Origin of the sequence: Chrysosporum bergii ANA360D (assembly GCF_029891735.1) — a bacterium.
Classification (GTDB): domain Bacteria; phylum Cyanobacteriota; class Cyanobacteriia; order Cyanobacteriales; family Nostocaceae; genus Umezakia; species Umezakia bergii.
In genome coordinates, this window is the sequence record NZ_JANQDH010000098.1 from 1 (window position 1) to 23128 (window position 23128).

At 41.4% G+C, this 23128-nt stretch carries 20 protein-coding genes and 1 pseudogene; 8 read left to right on the plus strand and 13 right to left on the minus strand.

Features of this window, described 5'->3' with window-relative positions; genetic code table 11:
* Nucleotides 1-1083: pseudogene (locus tag NWP17_RS14630) on the plus strand (DUF1156 domain-containing protein); the annotation flags it as partial.
* 622 nt (nt 1084-1705) lie between these two features.
* Here NWP17_RS14630 and NWP17_RS14635 read toward each other — a convergent pair.
* The 10 genes from NWP17_RS14635 to NWP17_RS14680 form a co-directional block, all read right to left on the minus strand.
* Nucleotides 1706-2101 (minus strand): PDZ domain-containing protein, encoded by a 396-nt coding sequence (locus tag NWP17_RS14635; RefSeq protein WP_280655623.1) that lies wholly within the window; start codon nt 2099-2101, stop codon nt 1706-1708.
* 179 nt (nt 2102-2280) lie between these two features.
* The gene (locus NWP17_RS14640; RefSeq protein WP_280655624.1) at nt 2281-2526 is read right to left on the minus strand and encodes a hypothetical protein; all 246 of its coding nucleotides are present in this window, start codon (nt 2524-2526) and stop codon (nt 2281-2283) included.
* Between the two features lie 78 nt (nt 2527-2604).
* Nucleotides 2605-2841: a hypothetical protein gene (locus NWP17_RS14645; protein WP_280655625.1), complete on the minus strand. Its 237-nt coding sequence runs from the start codon at nt 2839-2841 to the stop codon at nt 2605-2607.
* 238 nt (nt 2842-3079) lie between these two features.
* On the minus strand, nt 3080-3868 hold the full coding sequence (locus NWP17_RS14650; RefSeq protein WP_280655626.1) for a DUF1868 domain-containing protein: 789 nt from the start codon (nt 3866-3868) through the stop codon (nt 3080-3082).
* A gap of 153 nt (nt 3869-4021) precedes the next feature.
* A complete protein-coding gene (locus NWP17_RS14655; protein WP_280655627.1) occupies nt 4022-5782 on the minus strand; it encodes a multicopper oxidase family protein in 1761 nt (586 codons plus the stop codon).
* A gap of 407 nt (nt 5783-6189) precedes the next feature.
* Nucleotides 6190-6321 carry a hypothetical protein gene (locus NWP17_RS14660; RefSeq protein ID WP_280655628.1) on the minus strand — a complete coding sequence of 44 codons (132 nt, stop codon included), beginning with the start codon at nt 6319-6321 and terminating at the stop codon, nt 6190-6192.
* Between the two features lie 100 nt (nt 6322-6421).
* Entirely contained in the window at nt 6422-7393 is a 972-nt protein-coding gene (locus tag NWP17_RS14665) for a BsuBI/PstI family type II restriction endonuclease (RefSeq protein WP_280655629.1), read from the minus strand.
* Nucleotides 7383-8507 carry a DNA cytosine methyltransferase gene (locus NWP17_RS14670; RefSeq protein ID WP_280655630.1) on the minus strand — a complete coding sequence of 375 codons (1125 nt, stop codon included), beginning with the start codon at nt 8505-8507 and terminating at the stop codon, nt 7383-7385. The genes NWP17_RS14665 and NWP17_RS14670 overlap by 11 nt, the downstream gene beginning before the upstream one ends.
* A 194-nt stretch (nt 8508-8701) precedes the next feature.
* Nucleotides 8702-11452 carry a cation-transporting P-type ATPase gene (locus NWP17_RS14675; protein WP_280655631.1) on the minus strand — a complete coding sequence of 917 codons (2751 nt, stop codon included), beginning with the start codon at nt 11450-11452 and terminating at the stop codon, nt 8702-8704.
* A gap of 750 nt (nt 11453-12202) precedes the next feature.
* Nucleotides 12203-12691: a PD-(D/E)XK nuclease superfamily protein gene (locus NWP17_RS14680; RefSeq protein WP_280655632.1), complete on the minus strand. Its 489-nt coding sequence runs from the start codon at nt 12689-12691 to the stop codon at nt 12203-12205.
* A 147-nt stretch (nt 12692-12838) separates the two neighbouring features.
* Between NWP17_RS14680 and NWP17_RS14685 the strand changes: the two genes are divergently transcribed.
* A complete protein-coding gene (locus NWP17_RS14685; protein ID WP_280655633.1) occupies nt 12839-12982 on the plus strand; it encodes a hypothetical protein in 144 nt (47 codons plus the stop codon).
* Between the two features lie 102 nt (nt 12983-13084).
* Here NWP17_RS14685 and NWP17_RS14690 read toward each other — a convergent pair whose 3' ends face one another.
* Genes NWP17_RS14690 through NWP17_RS14700 form a run of 3 tightly spaced genes read right to left on the minus strand, consistent with a single transcriptional unit; the run spans nt 13085 to nt 16761 of the window.
* Nucleotides 13085-14125 carry an ABC transporter ATP-binding protein gene (locus NWP17_RS14690; RefSeq protein WP_342394015.1) on the minus strand — a complete coding sequence of 347 codons (1041 nt, stop codon included), beginning with the start codon at nt 14123-14125 and terminating at the stop codon, nt 13085-13087.
* A gap of 14 nt (nt 14126-14139) precedes the next feature.
* Nucleotides 14140-15732 (minus strand): ABC transporter permease, encoded by a 1593-nt coding sequence (locus NWP17_RS14695; RefSeq protein WP_280655635.1) that lies wholly within the window; start codon nt 15730-15732, stop codon nt 14140-14142.
* Between the two features lie 3 nt (nt 15733-15735).
* Nucleotides 15736-16761: an iron ABC transporter substrate-binding protein gene (locus NWP17_RS14700; protein WP_280655636.1), complete on the minus strand. Its 1026-nt coding sequence runs from the start codon at nt 16759-16761 to the stop codon at nt 15736-15738.
* Between the two features lie 520 nt (nt 16762-17281).
* Between NWP17_RS14700 and NWP17_RS14705 the strand changes: the two genes are divergently transcribed.
* From NWP17_RS14705 to NWP17_RS14730, 6 genes are all read left to right on the plus strand, one after another.
* The gene (locus NWP17_RS14705; protein WP_280655637.1) at nt 17282-17917 is read left to right on the plus strand and encodes an alpha/beta hydrolase; all 636 of its coding nucleotides are present in this window, start codon (nt 17282-17284) and stop codon (nt 17915-17917) included.
* A 154-nt stretch (nt 17918-18071) separates the two neighbouring features.
* The gene (isiD, locus tag NWP17_RS14710; protein ID WP_280655638.1) at nt 18072-18284 is read left to right on the plus strand and encodes a protein IsiD; all 213 of its coding nucleotides are present in this window, start codon (nt 18072-18074) and stop codon (nt 18282-18284) included.
* Between the two features lie 89 nt (nt 18285-18373).
* Nucleotides 18374-19585: a bifunctional phosphopantothenoylcysteine decarboxylase/phosphopantothenate--cysteine ligase CoaBC gene (coaBC, locus tag NWP17_RS14715; protein ID WP_280655639.1), complete on the plus strand. Its 1212-nt coding sequence runs from the start codon at nt 18374-18376 to the stop codon at nt 19583-19585.
* A 175-nt stretch (nt 19586-19760) separates the two neighbouring features.
* A complete protein-coding gene (locus NWP17_RS14720; protein WP_280655640.1) occupies nt 19761-21248 on the plus strand; it encodes a site-2 protease family protein in 1488 nt (495 codons plus the stop codon).
* Between the two features lie 208 nt (nt 21249-21456).
* The gene (locus NWP17_RS14725; RefSeq protein WP_280655641.1) at nt 21457-22086 is read left to right on the plus strand and encodes a hypothetical protein; all 630 of its coding nucleotides are present in this window, start codon (nt 21457-21459) and stop codon (nt 22084-22086) included.
* Nucleotides 22087-22253: 167 nt separating this feature from the next.
* Nucleotides 22254-23128, plus strand: an 875-nt coding sequence (locus NWP17_RS14730) for an ATP-binding protein (protein WP_280655642.1), incomplete at its 3' end; no start/stop codon positions are given.

The following is a 23128-nucleotide window of genomic DNA, read 5'->3' on the forward strand; positions in this document are numbered from 1 at the left end:
TATAGATTTGATGGAGACAAACAAAAAGCCAAAGAATTCTTTGAACATGGACTAAGTGAAGTATTTACCAGAATGAAAGAAATAGCCAACCCAGAATACCCCATCACCATTTATTACGCCTTTAAACAAACAGAAACAGAAACCAAAAACACAGACTCCCCCACAGTTACCGCCTCCACCGGCTGGGAAACCATGCTAGAAGGACTAATCACCGCAGGTTTAACCATTGTAGGTACATGGCCAATGCGCACAGAATTAAGTAACAGGACTCGTGGTATTGGCTCTAACGCCCTATCTTCATCCATTGTCATGGTGTGTCGTCCCCGTCCAGAAACAGCCAGCTTCACCACTCGGCGACAATTTTTTACCCAACTCAAACGAGAACTACCCCAAGCCCTCAAAAACCTGCAACAAGGTAACATCGCCCCAGTGGACTTAGCCCAAGCCAGTATCGGTCCAGGCATGGCTGTATTCTCCCGTTATGTTAAAATCCTAGATGCCGACGGTTCGGTTATGACAGTACGCAACGCCCTAGAAATTATTAACCAAACACTAGATGAATACTTTGCCGAACAAGAGGGAGAATTTGACTCAGATACTCGGTGGGCCTTGACCTGGTTTCAACAACATCAATTTAACGAAGCCCCCTATGGAGAAGCAGAAACCCTTTCCAAAGCCAGAAACAACAGCGTAGAGGGACTAGTCCAAGGAGGTATACTAGCCAGCAAAAGCGGTAAAGTCCGACTACTCAAACGTACAGAACTACCCGACCAATGGGACCCATCCACAGACACCCGCACCTCTCACTGGGAAATGACCCAACATCTCATCCATAGTTTAGATAAAAAAGGAGAAATAGCCACCGCCACAATACTATCCAAACTAGGCAGTAACAAAACTATAGCCAAAGACCTAGCCTATAGATTATATGACATTTGCGACAAAAAAGGCTGGTCAAAAGAAGCGATCGCTTACAACAGCCTAATCATAGCCTGGGGAGAAATTTCCCATTTATCCCCAGACACCCAACCCCAACCCCAAACCCAACCCAAGCAGGGAGAATTATTTAATCAGTCCCAGTAATACAAGCATCCTGCTTGTCCCAATACCGGCTAGAAGCCGGTGCTACTCAGACAGTCCCTGTAACACAAGCATCCTGCTTGTCCCAATACCGGGAATCCAGCGGGGGAATCCAACCGGGGAATAAATTCCCCGTCTCAAAGCTCAAGTCCGTTAAAACGGACTAATATGACATTAGCAAAAAATCACAAAATATATTATGAAAAATACAAATCTATTGGTCAATAATAAATGAAATCATTAATTATTCATGTAGTCGGGGAATCCAGCCGGGGCAACCGGGGAATAAATTCCCCGTCTCAAAGCTGAAGTCCGTTAAAACGGACTAATATGACATTAGCAAAAAATCACAAAATATATTATGAAAAATACAGTTTCTATTGGTCAATAATAAATCAAACAAGCAGGATGCTTGTGTTACCAGATTCCCAGGCTCCCCCCCCACCGATCGCCAACCCATCCCACAACAAATGAAACAAGCAAGATGCTTGTGTTACCAGTCGGTGTTAACCGACTTAAGCCATCAGACAGGGAATTTATTCCCTAGCTCCCCTAAACAGAAAAAACCCGATTTTAAATAACAATCGGGTAGCTGAAATTACCTATATGTAAATTAACGTGACCACTAATCTAGAAAACCCATCAAAACCTCAGAATCATCAATAATGTTTGATGCCGTAGGACGATTACCAAAAGAAGTATAATTATCAGAAATTGCCAATTGACTTGAACCAATCGGGCGTATCCCAGATAAATTAATGGTATCCACAATCTTAAATGTATGAGCCCCGATAGGACGATTTCCCATAATACTAACCGTATCAGCCACCGCTAAAGTGCTGATACCAATAGGACGTATCCCAGAAATGCTCACAGTTCCAGCAATTTGCAGATCACTAACCCCTATAGGACGAACCCCAGCAACAGCTAGTTTTCCCTCCTCCTTCTGAACTTGCAGGTCAGCCCCTTCTTGGCTTAGTTCCCTATCCAACTTATTATCTTGCTTATTTTCAACTTCCATTATATTTTCTCCCCTTTGAGGTATCCCCTAAACAAGAAATACCCACAGTTGATAACGATGCTAACTCAAAGTATAACCCCTGACCGTCATCAGATCCCCAAAGAAATTTCAGTTACCAATTTTGATAGTGGAAGTATGAATTTATGTTCACATAATCACCGACCTAAATCGGCCATACTCTATAAATTTCTCAATGAAATCCATCCCTTAATAGAACGGTGGAGTAATCTGCAAGGCCAGCACAAAGCCGCACAGATACTCACTGACCCAATAGTTATAAAAACTTGCCACTTAGAACTAGGTAAAGTATGAGATTCCTTACTTAACTCTGACGCTAAACCAAACAGCTGACTAGCTGTAGCCACCCCTTCAATTACTGCTCCCATTAAATAAGCTACTAGGGCAATTCCTAGCCACTGATTCATAACTTAGTAATACCGAAACTTTGAACCAATAAAAGATAATACACAGGATTACATAAACCAATCATTAGGTTAATTGCCCTAATGACCCCCCTCCTCAAAGCATAGCCTCCCCTCCGCCGTATCACGAATCAACGGCAGTTTAGATTTAATGTAACTATTCAAACTATTATCTGTGTAAGTATCAAGCATCTCTTGAGATTTAAGCTTTTGCAAGAGCAGTTGCACCAAAGCCGCATCATCAACTTGGAGCAAAGTACAAACCTGAGTAGACTCCACTGTAGCCCAAATTCGTTGCATCGTCTGAGCAGTTAACATGACTCTTAATTTCTTAATATTTTCTTTATATTCTCACACTTTGACTATTTGTGCCAAGCTTATATCCTGAAATTAATCAATTCCCTAGCTCAAACACCCTTCAGGACTCGTTTACAAGCAAATATTAAGTTTTATCCATTCAGTCAAAGCCTTAAACTTACCCCTAAAAAAACTGACAATAAAAGTGGGGAAAACCCTTCCCCACTCCTCCAGCCTCCATTTAGCCTCTATTTATCTCCTAAAAATCTAAACTAGGCCAATCTGCTTGACGATAATACCGAGTCATATCATCAAATTTTCGTAGTTCCACACGGTGCATAGAAAACTGTCCACAATTCACCAACCATTTTTGGTTTAGCTCAGAAAGCATAACCCCTAATTCCACCCGGTCTAAATCCGGCGAAACCTCCCCAAAATAAGCCAAAGTCACATGGGCGGTAAAATGATAGTGCTGTTCAATACCCAAAGCCATCAACCTAGGATTTTGGTAAATAGTGCGGCGAAATTGGATAATCTGCTCATAGCAGCTTTCATCCCGAGGAACTAAAGCAACACCCAAAGCCCTAGGCATAACTATCAATCCTAGCATTTGCCATTGAATAGCTTGACTTACCCTAGTCATAGATTCTTGATATTGCTTAAATATTTCCTCACAACACCAACGTAACTGTTCCTCAAAATCCGGGTTTTTTTCACACGCATCAACATAAGCACTGTCCCAAATCAGGTCAGCAAAGGTAACATGAAAACTCATAGGCGGTACAGCCACAATCAAATCACCACTGACAGGTAACCGTAAAAGCTCCTCTTGGTAAGATTGTAATTGTCCATAGAAACTAGAATTTTTAGCATCCTCCTCCCCAGGTGGGGTAATGAGGGAATACCCAGGAAAAAATGATGCTTGTCTAACTCCAGAATCCAAACGAAACTTACCAGATTCCTGAATATGCTGTATTTGGGACCTGTAAGCCTCCGGTAAAGTCATTCTTGCTACCCGGTTTAAATAAATTTGATAATTGTCGTCCAACGTTCTGGCCTCGCGCTCTCACTTGATAGATTTTAGGGAAAATTACCCAACTTGGCAGAATAATTTTCTTTCACAAACAATTCGCTACCTTACCATATCTACCTCTCAGAGCCGAGCCAGTCCCAGATATTTCAACCAAGAAAAAATCTCAAATTATTCCACAACTTCCATAGGACGCATCATATCATAATCTTCATGGATTAAAAGATGACAGTGCCAGACATATTTTCCAGGGCGGTCATACTTAGCAATCACCCGCACAACTTGATTAGGGTACACAATTATAGAGTCTTTTTTGCCCCCCTCGTAAATTTCCGGCTCCTGGGGATTTCCCTGAAAATTGACATTACGCAAAAATTGCTTCACCTCACCCTTTTTTGGCTCGGTTTCTGACACCACATTACCACGGAACTTTTGCCGATTCACAACTTGAAAACCGATCAAATGGATGTGGACAGTGTGTGTATATTGAGTTGTATTGTAAATTTCCCAGACTTCCGTTCCGTTGATTGGTGTTATTTCCGTTATGGGTTGACTATGTTTAAAAGAACCATCCTTTAACGTACCCAGCAAAAAAAGATCATCATTGTCAGATTCTCTCAGTTGAAATAAAACTACTTGTCGATCAGGTACGCTGGGCGTGAGAGGTGTAATGTTATCCAGTCTTAACCTAGTGCTTAAGCCATCGCTTTCATCTGTATCAACCGTGGCGATCGGAACATTAGCCATAGGTTGATTGACCGTGAATTTAATGATTTGACCAGTAGTATCAGGATCTGCTCCCGGTCCGTAGTTTCTTAAAATCAACTCCTTTCCAGCATCCTTAGTAAAATCAACAATAATATCAGCCCTTTCACTCGGCGAAAGAGTTAAATTATCTAACGCAATAGGGTTTTCCACAAACCCTTGATCACTACCAATCAGATAAATCTTTTTCTGAGAATCGTAAAATCCCAGCTTGTAAAAACGTGAGTCTGACCCGTTGAGTAACCGCAAGCGGTATTTTCTCGGTTCCACCTCCAGCTTAGGCCATGCCATCCCATTTACTAAAATAAAATCTCCATATGCTCCCGTGCGATTCGGCATTCCAGGAGGTGTAGTATTTTTTTCCTCCGGATAAAACAACTCACCCTCCACAGTAAAGCTTTTGTCTTGAATCACCAATTCTTTTTCATAATCACCACTCGGTAAAATATTATTCTTAATCAGACTATTTTCGTTATTATCCCGCAGTAAATAAAATCCCGTTAGACCCGTATAAACATTTAAACTGGTAATCATGTTAGTATGGTCATGATACCAAAGAGTCCCCGCCTCTTGGCTATTCTCATATGTATTGATTTTTTTTACCCAATCTAGACCAGTTTTTTCATAATTTTGTGTGTACCAAGCCTCCGGTAAACCGTCGCTAGCTGATTCAGTATGACCACCGTGTAAATGTACTACTGCCGGAATTAATTTTTCCTCCAGAGCTTCCCTCAAAGGTTGACTATGTAACTTTTCTAAATCTATTGGTAGTAAATGTTCTCTCGGTAGTTTATTTTGCCACTCAACCTCAATTGGTACAGATTCCTGCGCCACAAACGTAGGACCCGGATAACTAACCTTCTCACCCGCCACACCATATCCCCAAATATTTGTATTCAAACGCTCATCATCACTAGTACCATATTCACCATCCTTACCAGCACCCCCATATAATCCCAACCATTGCCGGCTTTGTTTCATTTCTAAAGTAAAAATTCCCCCATTGCTAGCCTCTATCTTCCTAGGCGAAGGTAAAGAATTAACAAATTGTGGTTGGCTTCTAGGATTCAGTAAAACATAACTCCCCGTAGATTGAGCCTTGACTGAAGTCAAAGAAAGTACCACAATTAACAAAAATAATCCTAAAAACAGTAACTTGTTTTTCATCTTCATCAAGTTAGAAAAAACAAACGCAATTCACCAGCAATCAAAAATTAAGCGAACTCATTTGACTCGCGATCGCAAAATATTCACAGAATGCTGTTTAAAACAATATCACTCCCTTCCCTAATCCTTAGTTATATCTAGAGAGTGAAAAAAAAATTTATCTAATGATTTTTTATACAAAAAATCATAATTACCAAAAATAATACTAAACAAATGTCAATAATTTAGATATAGCCATTTTCCCTTGAAACCCCCACCCAATCAAAACCCCCACACCTAACACAAACATCCTGCTTGTCCGACAACAAATTACCCAAACCAAAGCAAAAGTCAGTCAAGCTAAAACCCAAACCATAAAACCCCCTCCCCACACATCCAAACCATGAACCAGTCGGTTTTAACCGACTTCAGCTATCAGACAGGGAATTTATTCCCTGGCTTCTTGTATTACAAGCGATCGCCCCCGCCAAGAATTTCCACTCAACCAACATCCCCACCCAATCAAAACCAATGTAGTTAGGTAATGGACTATCTGCCATTGTCCGGGCGTGAATTTCTCGCCCAGACGGAGTTTTTAAACAATAAAGATACTCCCGTCCTAAAAAACAGCGTTGTCCTATGGGTTCTTAAAGTTTCCCATTAATAAGGACCAAGAAATCGTTGACCATTGAAGTGAATTATGTGAGTTGGTGCTTCTGCTACCCAAACTTCCGTCTCCCAAGCAATTTCGTTAATATATCTTGCCATATCACTGCGACGCTCAAACGCCGTGACCAATACAAGCCCTGCTGTAGAATTTGCAAATATGGTTTCAAGTTCATTGCGGCGTTTAGGATTTATCGGACCATGACTAGTTGTTGCTTCAATCACTACCAGCCAATTCTTTTCAACAAAATGAACCACAACGTCAGGCATCTTCCCATGTGTTTCAATTGTAACACCCAAAGATTCCAAAGATTGGCTATCAAAATACCCCCATTTATCACCCGTGTCACCTATGTAAAGTAACTTTCCTGAAGGTGTGAATAAAGCACAAAAATCATTGATAATTTTTTCGATGAGGATGTTTTGTCCTCCTGGTGACAAAGAAATAGTTTGTCCAGGAGTCACTATAACAGGAATTCTTTGCATATAACGTTCTTGAGCGTACCGACTCTTGAGTGTTTCTACTGTTGTCAGATAAGTTATCAGGTTTTGACTCCAGTAATTAGTTTGATATTTACGAAATAATTTTAATGCGCTCGACTCAATTTGATAGACTGTTTTTGGGCTGTTTGTCGGTCTTGAAGGTTGATCCGGATTACTGATAACAAAACCAGCTTCTAGAAATTGGTGAATTGTTTGACGACGAATTGTTTCACGGCTATTAGGTGCATAAGTTTTATTATAGTAATTAGCTATAAATTCCATGATTGGAGTAATACCTAGTAGAGGATTTGTGGCGAGACTCCAAGGTATATTGACTTTTAAGTAAAGTAAAGCTAGCAAAGTTAGTGCAGAACGCTCATTTTGTTGCGCTGCGGGTAAACCTATGTCCTTGAGAACAGCTTTTGCTTGTTCTATTTTTTCCAATACTAGGATATAATCAGGAGCGTTGGCATTATCCGGCATTCTTTGGCACTCTTCGTTTAGTTAACTTGTGGTTATATCTAGCTAGAGTTTCTCCCACATCTGTTTTTAGTTCGAGAGATAACTGTGTATATTGAGTTGGTTGATAAATTGTTTGACATGAAATCTTATGATTGGTTTGCAAATAGGTTTTAACAGAATTGGCTAAAGCTTTTGCTAATAAAGGAGGTACAGCATTACCAATTTGATTAAACTGACTATTTTCAGAACCTTGAAATTGAAACCAGTCAGGAAAACTTTGCAGACGCGCACCTTCACGAACTGTTAGCCTCCTCCTTCTTCCATCTGGTAAACGTATTCTTAACATATCACCAGTGGCACCAGATAAATTTCTACAAGTTACTGTTCTAGAGGGAGTATTTAAATTAATATCTCTCGGATTGATACATTTAGAAGCTATCTCATATTTTTTAATATATTCATCCATGCTAGGAGTAAGAAATTTAAAATTTGGTAACGCTAAATAGGCTAATTTATCCAATGCCTCACCAGCAGTATAAGGTGAGTAAAAGTGTGTTTTTTCAGGCCAATGCCAACCACCTTGATGTGCAACACAAAATAACCGTTCTCGTTTTTGAGGTACACCATAGTGAGCAGCATTTAAAATTTCCCACTCAACAATATAACCAATATTTTGTAAAGCTAAAACAATTTCTTGAAAATATCTTTCATTACGAAATAACATTCCCCGGACATTTTCAAACAAAGCTAATTGAGGATGATAACGTTCAACAGCTGCAATAAAAGTAGGAAAACCGTCACGACTATCTTGTAAGCCTAGTTGATTCCCACTTACGCTAAAAGGTTGACAGGGTGGACCACCGATTATAACTGTCGCTCCTCCAACTAAATTAGATAACGGTGTTAAATTCACCTGATAACATTGACTGCCCAGATTATGCTGATAAGTCGCACAGGCATCTGCTAAAATTTCGTAACCGATAGTTTGAAAACCTATGGCTTCAAAGCCAAGAGCCAGTCCACCGCAACCACTAAATAAATCAATGACTAAATGTTGGCTATTCTCTTTTTCAGGTAATTGTAGTTCCCTTTCAATCAAGTTTAAGTAAGGCTGTTTAAATTTCTCAGTTTCCATTCAACTAAAGTCCCCAGCCAGTGAAGACCAACAGTCATCAAATCAGATATAGTAATCCTACCATATGAATTTCCACTCAACCAACATCCCCCCCCCAATAAAAACCCCCACACCTAACACAAACATCCTGCTTGTCCGACCCTTAAATTTCCACTCAACCAACATCCCCACCCAGTGGGGACAGGAATTACGAATTACTCCGCAGGGTCAATGCGACTAACAAACAAAGCCAAAGGAATCATTGGTAAAGCCAGAAGCAGACAAATCAGCCATTGTTGTAAATTCAAGGGAGCAGTTCTAAATAAAGTATTCATCACACCCCATTGACTAAAGATGATTTGCAGGAAGACCGTGCAGAGTAGACCCAAAGCCATCGCCTTACCATCATTAATTCTAGCAGCTTGACCTCTGAGTTTCCTAAATACCACATTTGCTAACTGGCTGATGCTCAATAAATAAACAACTCGCCCAGCGACTAAAGCTTGAATTGCCATTGTTCGCGCTAAGTCAATATTACCTGTATCTTGACGCACCCATTCAAACATCCCAAAAATCAGAATCCAGTTAAATATGGAAACTGCGGCTATACGCTGAAATAGCGTACCAGAAAGTAATGGCTCCCGTGGGTTGCGGGGTTTGCGTTTCATTACTCGGTCTGATTTTGGTTCAAAAGCTAAGGGTACGGTCATGGTGACTGAGTTCACCATGTTTAACCACAGGACTTGCAGTGATAGAATAGGCAAATCTCTGGCTAGTAAGGCACTAATCAGAATTGTCATCGATTCGCCACCGTTCACAGGTAAGATAAAGGCGATCGCTTTGCGTAAGTTCTGATAAACTGTGCGCCCTTCCTCTACTGCAGCTTCAATGGAGGCAAAATTATCATCAGTGAGCAACATATCAGAGGCTTCTCTAGCCACATCTGTACCTGCGCCACCCATTGCTATGCCAATATCAGCTTGTTTGAGTGCCGGCGCATCATTCACACCATCTCCCGTCATAGCAACAATTTCGCCTTGAGACTGCAATGATTCCACTAACCGGAATTTTTGATCTGGAGCAACTCTAGCAAATACTACACCATGTTCTGCGGCTAGGGTGAGTTCGTTATCATCCATTTCGCTCAGTTGCTTACCCTCAAAGGCGCGGACTTTACCATCTTTTTCTAAGCCAATTCTTTGGGCGATCGCCTTAGCTGTGGTAACATGATCACCTGTAATCATCTTAACTTGAATACCCGCAGTTTTACAGGCACGTACCGCAGCGATGACCTCTGGACGTGGTGGGTCAATCATTCCCTGTAAACCTAAGAAAATCAAGCCAGTAGCTATATCTTCATGATCTACCGAATTTTGATTATCTGGCACAACTTTCTTCGCAAAAGCCAACACTCGCATTCCCTGAGTAGCCAAGGCTTCTACTTCTTGTTCGATTAATTCCCGGTTAATTGGTTCTGGTTCAGCATTAGCATTGAGCATTTGTTGACAACGGCTCAAAATTGACTCTACAGAACCCTTCACATAAATAATTTTCCCACCATTACCAGTTTGTTCTAGTGACTCATGGCTATCGTGTAGCGTCGCCATATACTGAAACTGAGATTCAAACGGAATACCATCGATTCTGGGAATTAACTTCGCCATTTCCGACTGATTCCAACCAGCTTTATTGGCAACTGTAATTAAAGCCCCTTCAGTCGGATCACCCACGACAATCCAATTACCATTCCTTTGTTCTAAATAAGAATCGGTACAAAGTAACCCAGCCATTAAACAAGCTTTGAGAGTGGGGAAATTGTCTGATGCTAAATCCACAGATTCCTGGTTAAATAGAATCTCCCCATCTGGATTATAACCTGTACCACTCACAGAAAAATTTTGTCCCCCAGCAAAAATTCCCTGGACAGTCATTTGATTTTCTGTCAGAGTGCCAGTTTTATCAGAACAAATTACCGTTGCACCACCTAAAGTTTCCACAGCTGGTAATTTGCGAATAATGGCGTGTCGTCGTGCCATCCGATCCACCCCGATAGCCATTGTGACCGTCACCACGGCCGGCAATCCTTCGGGAATCGCACTCACCGCCAAAGCTACAGCCGCTTCAAACATTGCCGTCCAATTCTGTCCTTGACCCAAACCCAAGGCAAAGGTCATGGCCGCTAGTCCCAGAATAATGTAAAGCAGTTGGTGACTAAATTTATCAAACTTGCGAGTTAGGGGTGTACTCAGATTTGTTTGCCGTTCTAGAGATTGGGATATCCGCCCCATTTCTGTAGCATTGGCTGTAGATACTACAACCCCGCTTCCTTGTCCAAAGGTGACAAAACTCCCTGCATAAGCCATGTTCACCCGTTCTGCTAAGGGAGTATCTGAACTGAGAGTTGTAGTATATTTTTCTACTGGTACAGATTCACCAGTCAAAGCTGATTCATCTACCTGCAAATTGCGGGAATTGAATAACCGCAAATCAGCCGGAACCTTGTCACCAGAAGTCAGCAGCACAATATCCCCCGGAACTAATTCTTGGGAAGGAATGCGGGATTTTTGCCCGTCACGAATGACTGTAGCCTCTGTGGTGACAGCTTCGGCTAAAGCAGCAATCGCGCCTTCAGCTTTTGATTCCTGCACAAAGCCTATAATAGCATTAATCACCGTTACACCCCAAATTACCCCGGCGTTTGTCCACTGACTCAATAGAGCCTTTATTAACCCAGCAACCAGTAAAATATAGAGTAAAGCTTGATTGAATTGTAATAAAAACCTCAACCAAGCAGGTTTTCCAGGTTTACCCTTGAGTTCATTCTTGCCAAATTTTTCCTGTCGCTTGTTTACTTCTCCTAATGTTAAGCCAGTTTCTGGGTTACAATTAAAGGCTTGAGCAGCTTCTTGTGCTGCTATGGCGTGATATTCATGTAACTGTTGTCCACCCATTGCAGTTGCAGACATAAAATTTTCCGGAGTACTAAAGTGTTCAAAATCTAGTTAGCGCAGAAATCAAGCGTGGGATAAACACTCAGAAGTTCTTGATTTCGATGTATTTTCAATAATTTGTCAACAACTTTTTTCCTCTATATTACTATTTTTATCACCCCTGTCACCTATGTAAAGTAACTTTCCTGAAGGTGTGAATAAAGCACAAAAATCATTGATAATAAGAGTTACGCATTGACAGAATAACAAAATAGTGCATTAATCTAGGGGGACTTTGATTCTCGGTTATTGCATCGGGTTGTAATGTAGTATCAGTAGCACCCGCCTCAATCAGTGAGGTGACAAGCAGGATGCTTGTATTACAGGCGCTGGCCCATTCCGCAAGAGTCGGTTTTAACCGACTTCAGCTTTGAGACGGGGAATTTATTCCCCGGCTTCTTGTATTACAGGCGATTGGCTTCGCCAGTGCCGTTGGCAATCGCATGATCTAGAGAGCATAGATCATGTTTTTTGTCAATGCGTAAGTCCTATAATCCTACCATATAAATTTCCACTCAACCAACATCCCCACCCAATCAAAACCCCCACACCTAACACAAACATCCTGCTTGTCCAAACCTTAAATTTCCACTCAACCAACATCCCCCCCCAGCCAAAACCTAATTCATGCAATTTCCGCTGCCAAATCCATTAATTATAATGCCAATAAGCGGGATAATCTTAGTAAGATTTTAGTGACTTCTTATACTTATCATGAAAAAATTATTAAAGATTCTTCTTAGCCCAGTTAATAAAAGAAGTTAACTCAAAAACTCCCAACAAATTATGATTATGATCAACTTGTGTTTTTAACCAATTAACTGCTCCTTCTTTCATACCTCCACCATCTATTAAAACAATAGTTGGTGCAGGATAACAATTTTCAATATTGGCGTTTAAATAAGGAAGTTTTTCATCAACAGAACCACTACCACTTTGCCATTTACATTCAATAATTAAACCGAGAGGATGTGTAACAGAACCAATAATATAGAAATCTACAAATATATCTGTACTATAAATTCCCTTGCCTATGTGAACCTGTGTTGCATATCTTTTTGAACAGTCAGTACAGGCTAAAAGAGATTCTAAACGTTGTTTCTTTTTGATTTTATCCCCCAAATTTTTATAACCGTGTCCTGCCAAAGTACCTTCTACAGTTGTTTCTAAAATCTTACCAGATTTGTTGGCTTGTCCCCCCTGAGTTATGTTCATACTCAAATCCTTTGCTAAAAATGCTAATTATTCTAGAATTGCATAAAAGCACAAGCAAAGATTCCTCAATATTCATCCAATTTCCACTCAACCAACATCCCCCCCGGCCAAAACCAATGTAGTAGAGACGTTCCCTGGCTCACACAATTGATATTATTGCCAAGCGATCGCCCCCGCCAAGAATTTCCACTCAACCTGCTTGTCCGACAACAAATTACCCAAGCCAAAGCAAAAGTCAGTCAAGCTAAAACCCAAACCATAAAACCCCCTCCCCACACATCCAAACCATGAACCAGTCGGTTTTAACCGACTTCAGCTTTGAGACGGGGAATTTATTCCCCGGCTTCTTGTATTACAAGCGATCGCCATCGTCTCCCCCCCAGCCCAGGTAACCTAATGAGTAAATATTTTAACAGTATCTCTAGAAACAGATACTTGCACCCTTGCACCTATAGGTAATGGACTATCTGCCATTGTCCGGGCGTGAATTTCTCGCCCAGACGGAGTTTTTAAACAATAAAGATACTCCCGTCCTAAAAATCTGCGACTGTGGATAAATACCGGAGATTCCTGAACTGCTTGTAAAATTAACCCCTCTTGACGGATCATAATTTCCCCAGTATCATTATTATGATTAACCGATAACTCAAAACTACCTACCTCCGTTTCCCAGATATCACCCTGACGACGCGCCGGGAGAAAATTAGCCTGGGTGACAAATTCCGCCACAAATCTAGATTTTGGATGTGTGTAAATTTCCTCTGGCGTACCTATTTGTTCCAAACGTCCCTGCTTCATAACAGCCACTAAATCAGAAATAGCTAGTGCTTCCTCCTGGTCATGAGTCACAAAAATAGCTGAAGTACCCGCGGACTTGAGTATATTGCGTATTTCTTCCCGCAACCGCAACCGGACTTGAATATCTAAATTACTCAGAGGTTCATCCAACAGCATCAATTGGGGTTGCGGTGCTAAAGCCCGCGCTAAAGCCACCCTTTGCTGTTGTCCTCCAGACAGTTCATAAGGGTAACGTTTCTCCAGTCCTTGGAGATTAACCAACTCAATAACCTCCCCGATCCGTTTGCGTGCTTCCTCCTTAGTCAACTGTCTTAAACCAAAAGCCACATTTGCAGCCACATTTAAATGAGGAAACAAAGCATAGTCCTGAAACACAATACCAATATCACGTTGTTCCGCAGGAACATATAAAGAACCATCGCAAACCATCTGACCATTAATTTCAATTTTTCCTGATTGCACCTTTTCAAAACCAGCAATCATTCGCAACAAAGTAGTTTTACCGCAACCAGAAGGACCCAGCAATCCTAATATGTCCCCTTGTGGCAAACTCAAAGAAACATTATTAACCGCCGGTGCTATATTTTGAGAAAATTGCTTAGTCACATAGTGTAATTCGAGAATTGCTGGCTGCATAAGTAACAAAATGATTATTTAACTTTCTGTTTTGTCAGATTTTCTTGAGAGAGAATCAACAACGTTGAACCCATAGAAACCACAAGCATAGTCAGAGAAGAAGCCGCCGCATCCGCAAAATCCACATTTTCCGTAGCTTGCCAAATTTGAGTAGCCAACGTGTTATACCCTATAGGTGCTAGTAACATAGTGGCTGGTAATTCCTTAATCGCCGTCAAAAAAACTAATACCGCACCGCTTAACAGTCCCGGTCTCACCAAAGGAAGACTGATTTCCATCAAAGTTTGCCAAGACGTTCTACCAAGGCTCCGTGCTGACTCCTCTAAATGGGGATTTACTTGTAATAAACTCGTGCGTATTCCTCCCACCGATTGGGGCAGAAATAAAACCAAATAAGCAAATATAAGCATTGGCAATGTTTGATACATAAACGGTAAATAGTTAGCACCAAAAAAAACCAACGACAAAGCCACAACAATTCCCGGTAAACCAAAACCTAGGTAAGAACAGCGCTCAATTATAGCAGTGATTTTCGTAGGAAATCTCACTGATAAAATAGCCACAGGCAAAGCAAAAATAGTAGCACACAAAGCCGCTAGTCCAGCGGAAGTCACCGAATTGAGAATATTGGGTAATAGATTCGGAAAACTATAACCACTATTCAGTCCCCGCATTAACCAAAACAAAGCCACACCTATGGGTAGAAACACTCCGCACGACCCCACTAGTAAGCAAAAGCCCACAGCAGGCCATTTCCACATTCTCAGTTTAATAACCTTCAGAGGACGCAAAGAAGCAGAACCACGAGTGTAATAAGCCCCACGCGATCGCACGCGATACTCCAGCCATAATATTAACAGTACCAGCGTCACCAACATTAAAGATAATACCGCCGCCGAATTCCGGTTAAAGCTAGCCTTGTACTGCATAAAAATTACCCGTGTGAACACATCAAACCGCATCAGTGATGGCGTACCAAAGTCCCGCAACGAGTACAAAGCCACTAACAACCCACCAGCAATCATAGATGGTTTCATCTGCGGTAAAACCACCTTAAAAAAAGTTTCCTGACCGCTATAACCCAAACTGCGTCCAGCCTCCTCTAAATCAGGATCTATACCTTGCAAAGCAGACCGTACACTTAAGAGTAAATAAGGATAAGTAAACAAAGTCACAGCCAAAACCGTACCCGGAAAGCCATAAATATCAGGTAATTCCTCCACCCCCAAAGGTTGTAACAATAACTGTAAAAAACTACCCCTTGGCGCAAAAGTAGCAATCAAAGCAAAACTACCCACATAACTAGGAACCGCCAGAGGTAACGTTGTTACCACCAACCAAAAGCCACGTCCGGGTAAATCCGTCCGCACAGTTAAAAAAGCCAAAGGTACAGCAATCACAGTAGAAAATAAAGTTACCGTCGCCGCCATAACCGCCGTATTCACAAAAACAGCGATATTCCGAGGACGAGAAACCAACGCCCAGAACTCATTTCCACCAATGCCCAACGCGCGAACTACCAAGTAAACTAGGGGCAGAGCAATAGCCACTGCTACTACCACTGCCGCCAAAATAATCAATAATGGAGGGCGAACCGATGATTTCAACTTTTACAACACTCCCGCATCTTGCAGCAATTCTAACGTTCCTGGCAAATCATTCAAATTAGTCAGATTAATGTTAGGTGTTTTAATTTGCTTAATAGGAACTTGATTCACAGGTCCCGGTATTCCTGGAACTACAGGATACTCATTAGTTTCCTTAGTAAAATAGGCTTGTGAATTCGGTCTGAGTAGATAGCCAATAAACTTTTCCACTTCCGGCTTTTGCTTAGTAGAGTTCATAATCGCCACACCAGCAATGTTAAACATTGATGCTGCTTCTTTATTAGTGTAGTGCGGAGCCACAGGAAACTTAGGATTATCTTTTTTGAACCGCGCTAAATAATAGTGATTTACCAAACCTATCTGAACTTCTCCCCGTCCCAGAGCTTCCACTATTGCTGTATTATTGCGAAAATCTTTCACTCCATTCCTTTTCATCGCCTTGAGCCATTCCAGAGTTCTGGGTTCCCCCTCCAGCACCCGCATAGCAGTGACAAATGACTGAAATGAGCCGTTAGTTGGTGCCCAGCCTATCTTACCACGCCATTGGGGTTTTACTAAATCCCAAACCGAATTAGGCAATTGATTCTTTTTAACCAAATTCGTATTGTAGTTAAGTACGCGAGCGCGTCCAGAAATACCCAGCCATTGACCTTTAGGAGAGCGAAAACGAGCATCAACCTGATTAAGCAAATTAGATGATATAGGTAAAGTCAGGTTTCGTCTTTCTAGCAAGCCTAAAGCCCCAGCATCCTGAGCAAAAAACAAATCAGCCCGGCTATTTTTCCCCTCCTCCACCAGAGCAATAGCTAATTCAGCAGTATCACCATAACGTACTTGGATGTCCATACCCAGGTCCTTTTCCGCCTGTTCCAGCAGTGGAGAGATCAGTTTTTCCCCTCTACCCGAATAGATAGTTATAGTTTTTGTTTGTGCATTAACACTCAAACCGATACCGGAACTGAGGAGGAAAGCTAAAGCCGCCGCTGAAGCTTTCACCAATGGAACAGTCTTGAATTTAACAGCGTTCATTTTTGTTTAACAGGAATCTTTAGCGATAGTTTTGACAATTACTAATTATTATCATTAAGTGGCACAAATAAGCAAGAAAAATTTTCAACTGTTTTCATCACCTGATTTTTGCTGTTATTAAGCTGTTATTAGCCTAGATACAAGCTTATATCCAAGCACGCATTAAAGCTCTTAAGCAGGTGAAAGCGAACAGAGCTTCAGCCCTGATCATCCATGTAATAATCACCCATCTAACCCATTAGTAGACCATACCTGATACTTACCCATTTAACTAACATCCCAACATTCAAACTCTAACCCATTAATTCTGCTAAACTCCCTCACATTATCACTTACTAAAACTAAATTATTCGCCCAAGCAATAGCAGCAATTTGTAGATAATTTCAACCAATAGTAGACCAATAAGAGTACCAACTTTAGCTAAATCAGCCAGAACTTTTCCATAAACTTATCAGCTGTTTTTTTGATTTTACAGTATATAATACGGAAAATGATTTGAGGATAAAATCATCGCCAAATATGTCCAACCCAGACCCCTCCTTACAATTTATCTCTGTTCCCCCTGCTAACTCTCAACCCCCCGCAGGTTTAATAGTCTGCTTACATGGTTGGGGAGCCAACGCTGAAGATGCTGCTTCTTTATCACCCTTTTTTAACTTACCCAACTACCAGTTTTTATTTCCTAATGCTCCTTTCCCCTTTCCCCATTCCGTTACAGGTAGAGCATGGTACGACCTGAGAATAGATAATATGTATGAAGGAGTCATGGAAAGTAAGCAATTACTCATGGATTGGTTGCTGTCCTTGCCAACTACTACTGGTGTGCCATTATCACGCACCATTTTAAGTGGATTTTCTCAGGGCGCGGCTATGACCCTAGATGTAGGGCTGAAATTGCCCTTAGCCGGATTAGTAGTCATGAGTGGATATTTACACCCGGATGTAGTCACAACTACTAAAAAAGATTTTCCCCCCATGTTAATTATGCACGGCAGATATGATGAAGTTGTGCCCTTAGCAGCAGCTTTGAAAGCAAGAGAAGCTATGGCATCTCTAGGTGTTGCTGTAGAATACCGTGAATTTGATACAGGTCATGAAATTCGCCCGGAAATGTTAAATGTACTACGGGATTTTGTTAGCAATCTTATAGTTTAGTTCCAGTCACAAATTTTTGAGAAATTATGCTAGAAAAAATGCAATCGTTACGGAAGTAAGTCCTCTTTATTGAGTAAGATTATAAAGGTGGTAGCGTTGAGCGCAACTCATATCATGCCGGGTGAAAATTCCGCATCAGGGAGGGGTAAAGATTATGCAAACCTTAAGCATTTCTCACAAAAACATTTCTGCTATGACCACAGCAGAAGTAGAACAGTTGGCTAATCGTCTGGAAGTCGATAACTATAGTAATGCTTTTGAGGGTCTAAATGATTGGCATCTCTTACGAGCGATCGCCTTTCAACGTCCTGAACTAGTAGAACCCTACATCTATCTTTTAGATTTAGAAGCCTACGACGAAGCTTAACAATTATAAAATCAGGAGTTAAGGAATATCATTCCTTAACTTCTCTTATTTTTTCCACCATCCCCCATCTCCCCCCCCAAATCCGCAATATGAAAAAAAAAGTTATTATCGGTGTAGGTGGCGGTATCGCTGCTTACAAAGTTTGTGAATTAGTTTCAAAGCTGTTTAAAACAGGCGTAGAAGTGAAAGTTATTCTCACCCAAGCAGCACAAAAATTTATTACACCCTTAACCTTAGCCACCCTTTCCCGTCATTGCGCCTACACAGATGATGATTTTTGGCTATCAACTCGCCCACGCCCCTTACATATTGAACTCGGAGAATGGGCCGATTTATTAGTAATTGCACCCTTGACAGCCAATACCTTAGCCAAACTAGCTCATGGTATAGCAGATAACCTATTAACCAACACTGTATTAGCCTCCACTTGTCCCGTGCTGTTAGCCCCAGCCATGAACACCGATATGTGGGAACAATCAGCAGTACAACGCAACTGGCAACTACTATTAACAGATGACAGATATCACGGTATGAGTACAAGTACCGGATTATTAGCTTGCGATCGCCATGGATCCGGTAGAATGGCAGAACCCCCGGAGATTTTTACTTATATTCAATCACTACTGCATATTGGTCATCAACGAGACCTAACAGGAAAGCGTGTATTAATTAGCGCAGGAGGAACCAGAGAACATTTAGATCCAGTGCGGTTTATTGGTAATCCAGCCACAGGAAAAATGGGACTCGCCTTAGCACAAGCAGCACTCCATCGAGGAGCAGAAGTCACCCTAGTACATAGCCCCGCCCACTGGGATGTACCATTAGGAATCCAAGCCATACAAGTAATCACCGCCCAAGAAATGCAAACAGTCCTCCAGTCACATTTCCCCATAGCCGACCTAATTATCATGTCCGCAGCCGTAGCAGATGTCAAGCCCACCCATTATAGTAAAGACAAATTACCCAAGCGATCGCTACCCAGCGCCTTACCCTTAGAACCAGTACCAGATATTATTGCTCAACTAGGACAACTCAAACAACCCCATCAAACCTTAATTGGGTTTGCCGCCCAAACCGGGGATATTGTCACCCCAGCCATAGTAAAATTGCAAAATAAAAACCTAGACATCATTGTAGCTAATCCTATTGATCAGCCTGATAGTGGGTTTGGTAGCGACAACAATCAAGCAGTATTCCTAGACAAACAAGGAAATCAAGTAGAAATTCCCCTTAGCTCTAAACTGCAAATAGCCCATGATCTATTTGATTTCGTCGCTTTGCTTAATCCCAACATCAACTAATCACCCCCGCCCCTTCCCCTAACAGTAACATTTCATAGTCAAATGTAAAACTCTGTATTAAACTCTCTATTTGCTAAGGCTTTCACCATTTTACCTATTTACCTATAATATATACATAACACCTGACCCCTTCAGGCCTAGGCCTTATTTTTTTCACCTAAAGTTGATCTTGTAAATGTTTACCTTGTCAGAAATTCCCATTATTGGGATAATCTTATTAATTGCTTTCGGTATTTTAGGTTGGGGCTTTTATCGAGCCAGACCTTTTGGCAAACTAGGAATCTTAGCCTGGTTGCAGTCAGTAGTATTAATCACCCCCTGGCTACTCTTCCTTAGTTTATTTGCCGCAGGGATTTACATCAACATACTTGGTATATTGATTTTAGTCATCACCTCCGCCGCACTCTACGTATTTTTAGGTAGACAGTTACGCGCCGCCGGACAAAATGAAATTATTAAACAAAAAGCAACAGAAAGACTAGCGGCTAAATCTTCACCAGACCCCAACCATACCCCACAACCAGTAATTGAACAACTAAACACAGCACCCTTAGCAATTCCCGAAGACGACTTAAACGCCATTAAAAGCATTTTCGGTATTGATACCTTTTTTGCTACAGAAACTATTTCCTATCAAGAAGGAGCCATTTTTAAAGGTAATTTGCGCGGAGAACCCCAAGACGTTCACCAACGGCTAACAGCCAGTTTGCAAGCCAAATTAGCCCACCAATACCGACTATTTTTAGTAGATGGTACTGAAGGTAAACCCGTAGTAATTATCCTACCCAGTCGTAATGACCCACCTCCCATGTCATTACAGCAAAAAACATTAGCAGTCATTTTATTAATAGCAACAATAGCCACAACCTTAGAAACCGCCGGATTACTATTCAATTTTGACTTATTTACCACCCCACAACGATATCTAGAAACCTTACCCATAGCCACCGGAATATTGGCAATATTAGCAACTCATGAAATCGGTCATTGGTTATTAGCCCGTCGTCACCATATCCGCCTTAGCTGGCCCTTCCTCTTACCATCAGTACAAATAGCCTCCTTTGGTACAATTACACGCTTTCAGTCTTTGTTACCCAATCGTAAAGTATTATTTGATATTGCCTTAGCAGGACCAGCAGCAGGCGGAATTCTTTCCTTATTAACGTTAATCCTCGGTTTACTGCTCTCCCGTCCTGATAGTTTATTTCAACTACCTAACCAATTCTTCCAAAGTTCCATTTTAGTAGGCAGCCTAGCACGAGTTGTCCTCGGTTCAGCCCTACAATCACCCACAGTCAGCATTCATCCCCTAGTAGTAATTGGCTGGTTGGGTTTAGTCATTAACGCCTTAAATTTAATGCCCGCAGGACAACTAGATGGAGGTCGGATTGTACAAGCAATTTATGGACGCAAAACCGCAGCACGCGCCACCACAGCCACCTTAATTTTCCTACTGCTGATTTCCTTAACCAGTCCCATAGGAATTTATTGGGCTGTAGTAATCCTCTTCCTACAAAGAAATTTAGAACGCCCTAGTTTAAATGAAATCAGCGAACCAGATGATGCCAGAGCAGCTTTAGGTTTATTAGCACTCTTTTTAATGATTACTACTTTATTACCTTTAACTCCCGGTGTAGCAATAAGACTAGGAATTGGAGGTTAATCAACTTTAGATATGAGATTTTAGACAACTTTTTCAACACCAGCCATCATCATCATGGAACAAATAACCATAACCCCAAGTCCATAACCATAAGAACAAATATCAGTATTTAGTCATGCTAAATTACCTAAAAAAGTATAGTCTTACCTATCACCGTAAAATAATCACAATCTTGCTCCTGACCAGTATTTTATCTATCATAGGGGGGATGACAAGCTTTAAAAATGCCTGGGCTGATTCCCCATACTTGATATTAACAAAAAATCAGCCAACTCTGTTACCAACTTCCATACAACAAGCAATACGCCGAGATGTGGCCAAAAAAGAGGGAATTTATAGAAAAATCCAAATTATAGATTATCAGCCAAAAATTTGGCGTGATAGTTGTTTAGAACTATCTCAACCTAATGAACTTTGTACTCAAGCTTTAGTTCCCGGTTGGCGAGTTGTAGTTAATCATAACCAGGAAAAATGGATATATCACACCAACAGTGATGGGCGTTCAGTACGTTTAGCCGCCATCAACACACCCACAGACAACCCAAACCCAAAGCTACCAAAATCAGTCAAAAATGCAGTTTTACAAGCCGCATCCCAACACCTACAAACACCAATCTTGCAGATAAAACTTACTCAAGCCGAACCACAGACTTGGAATGATGGCTGCTTGAATTTAGCTACTCCCGACGAATTATGCACCCAAGCCCTAGTCCCTGGATGGCGGATAACTGTCTCTCAGGCTAACCAATCCCTAGTGTATCACACCAATGCAACTGGTTCCGTAGTCAGACTCAACAAAAAAGCCAGTTCCTTATCTAGTAGCAGCAGTTATAGGTAGTTGTGATGGAAGTGTAACTAAGCTGTTGTTGCCCCTAAATCCAATATAGCATTCCTTAAACACCTGATATCATGTCCTGGTACTGTGATTCGGGGTTAGATTATTCATCAGGAGTAGCAAGCAGGATGCTGGCACTACAATTGACTTATTCCCTATTAAACAAAACAATGACTAAATGGTTTAATACAGCAGGACCCTGTAAAGCCAACATTCATTATATGCTACCCACTAGAGAGCGCTTACCTCAGTTAAAGCGACTCATAGACCAGGAAAATTATTTTGTCATCCATGCCCCTAGACAAACTGGAAAAACTACAGCCATGCTCACTTTAGCACAGGAACTCACCGCTAGTGGTGAGTATACTGCTGTGATGATATCCGCAGAAGTGGGTTCGGCTTTTCCCGACCAGCCAGAAGTAGCAGAGCAGGCGATTTTGGCTGCTTGGCGAGATGCTATTGACTTTTGGCTACCCCCAGAACTACACCCTCCGTTGTTGACGGTGGATAATCCCCCTCAACGCATTGGTTCTTTCCTCAAATCCTGGGCGCAAGGGTCTCCCCGTCCCTTGGTGGTATTTATTGATGAAATTGACTCACTGCAAAATCAAACTTTAATCAATGTCCTACGTCAGCTGCGGGATGGGTTTCCCCGTCGTCCCCAAGGTTTCCCCCAAAGTGTCGCCCTAATCGGTATGCGGGATGTAAGGGATTATAAGGTAGCTTCTGGGGGTAGTGATAGGTTAAATACTTCTAGTCCCTTTAATATCAAGGTGGAATCTTTAACCCTGGGTAATTTCTCTCTAGAAGATGTGAGTAATCTTTATCAACAACATACCACAGCCACAGGACAAATATTTACCCCAGAAGCCATTAATCACGCTTATTACTTAACTCATGGACAACCTTGGTTGGTTAATGCTTTAGCTCGTCAGGTAACGGAATATTTAGCAGAAGACCCCAATATCCCTATTACTGTGGATTTAATCAATCAAGCTAAGGAAATTTTAATTCAACGCCAAGATACTCACTTGGATAGCCTAGC

Excerpts from the sequence above, each read along its gene's own strand:
- NWP17_RS14655 (WP_280655627.1), bottom strand. The coding sequence starts at position 5,782 with ATGAAAAACAAGTTACTGTTTTTAGGATTATTTTTGTTAATTGTGGTA.
- NWP17_RS14720 (WP_280655640.1), top strand. The coding sequence starts at position 19,761 with ATGTTTACCTTGTCAGAAATTCCCATTATTGGGATAATCTTATTAATT.
- NWP17_RS14660 (WP_280655628.1), bottom strand. The coding sequence starts at position 6,321 with ATGGCAGATAGTCCATTACCTAACTACATTGGTTTTGATTGGGTGGGG.
- NWP17_RS14705 (WP_280655637.1), top strand. The coding sequence starts at position 17,282 with ATGTCCAACCCAGACCCCTCCTTACAATTTATCTCTGTTCCCCCTGCT.
- NWP17_RS14700 (WP_280655636.1), bottom strand. The coding sequence starts at position 16,761 with ATGAACGCTGTTAAATTCAAGACTGTTCCATTGGTGAAAGCTTCAGCG.
- coaBC (WP_280655639.1), top strand. The coding sequence starts at position 18,374 with ATGAAAAAAAAAGTTATTATCGGTGTAGGTGGCGGTATCGCTGCTTAC.
- NWP17_RS14665 (WP_280655629.1), bottom strand. The coding sequence starts at position 7,393 with ATGCCGGATAATGCCAACGCTCCTGATTATATCCTAGTATTGGAAAAA.
- NWP17_RS14640 (WP_280655624.1), bottom strand. The coding sequence starts at position 2,526 with ATGAATCAGTGGCTAGGAATTGCCCTAGTAGCTTATTTAATGGGAGCA.
- isiD (WP_280655638.1), top strand. The coding sequence starts at position 18,072 with ATGCAAACCTTAAGCATTTCTCACAAAAACATTTCTGCTATGACCACA.
- NWP17_RS14680 (WP_280655632.1), bottom strand. The coding sequence starts at position 12,691 with ATGAACATAACTCAGGGGGGACAAGCCAACAAATCTGGTAAGATTTTA.
- NWP17_RS14690 (WP_342394015.1), bottom strand. The coding sequence starts at position 14,125 with ATGCAGCCAGCAATTCTCGAATTACACTATGTGACTAAGCAATTTTCT.
- NWP17_RS14635 (WP_280655623.1), bottom strand. The coding sequence starts at position 2,101 with ATGGAAGTTGAAAATAAGCAAGATAATAAGTTGGATAGGGAACTAAGC.
- NWP17_RS14670 (WP_280655630.1), bottom strand. The coding sequence starts at position 8,507 with ATGGAAACTGAGAAATTTAAACAGCCTTACTTAAACTTGATTGAAAGG.
- NWP17_RS14725 (WP_280655641.1), top strand. The coding sequence starts at position 21,457 with ATGACAAGCTTTAAAAATGCCTGGGCTGATTCCCCATACTTGATATTA.
- NWP17_RS14645 (WP_280655625.1), bottom strand. The coding sequence starts at position 2,841 with ATGTTAACTGCTCAGACGATGCAACGAATTTGGGCTACAGTGGAGTCT.
- NWP17_RS14675 (WP_280655631.1), bottom strand. The coding sequence starts at position 11,452 with ATGTCTGCAACTGCAATGGGTGGACAACAGTTACATGAATATCACGCC.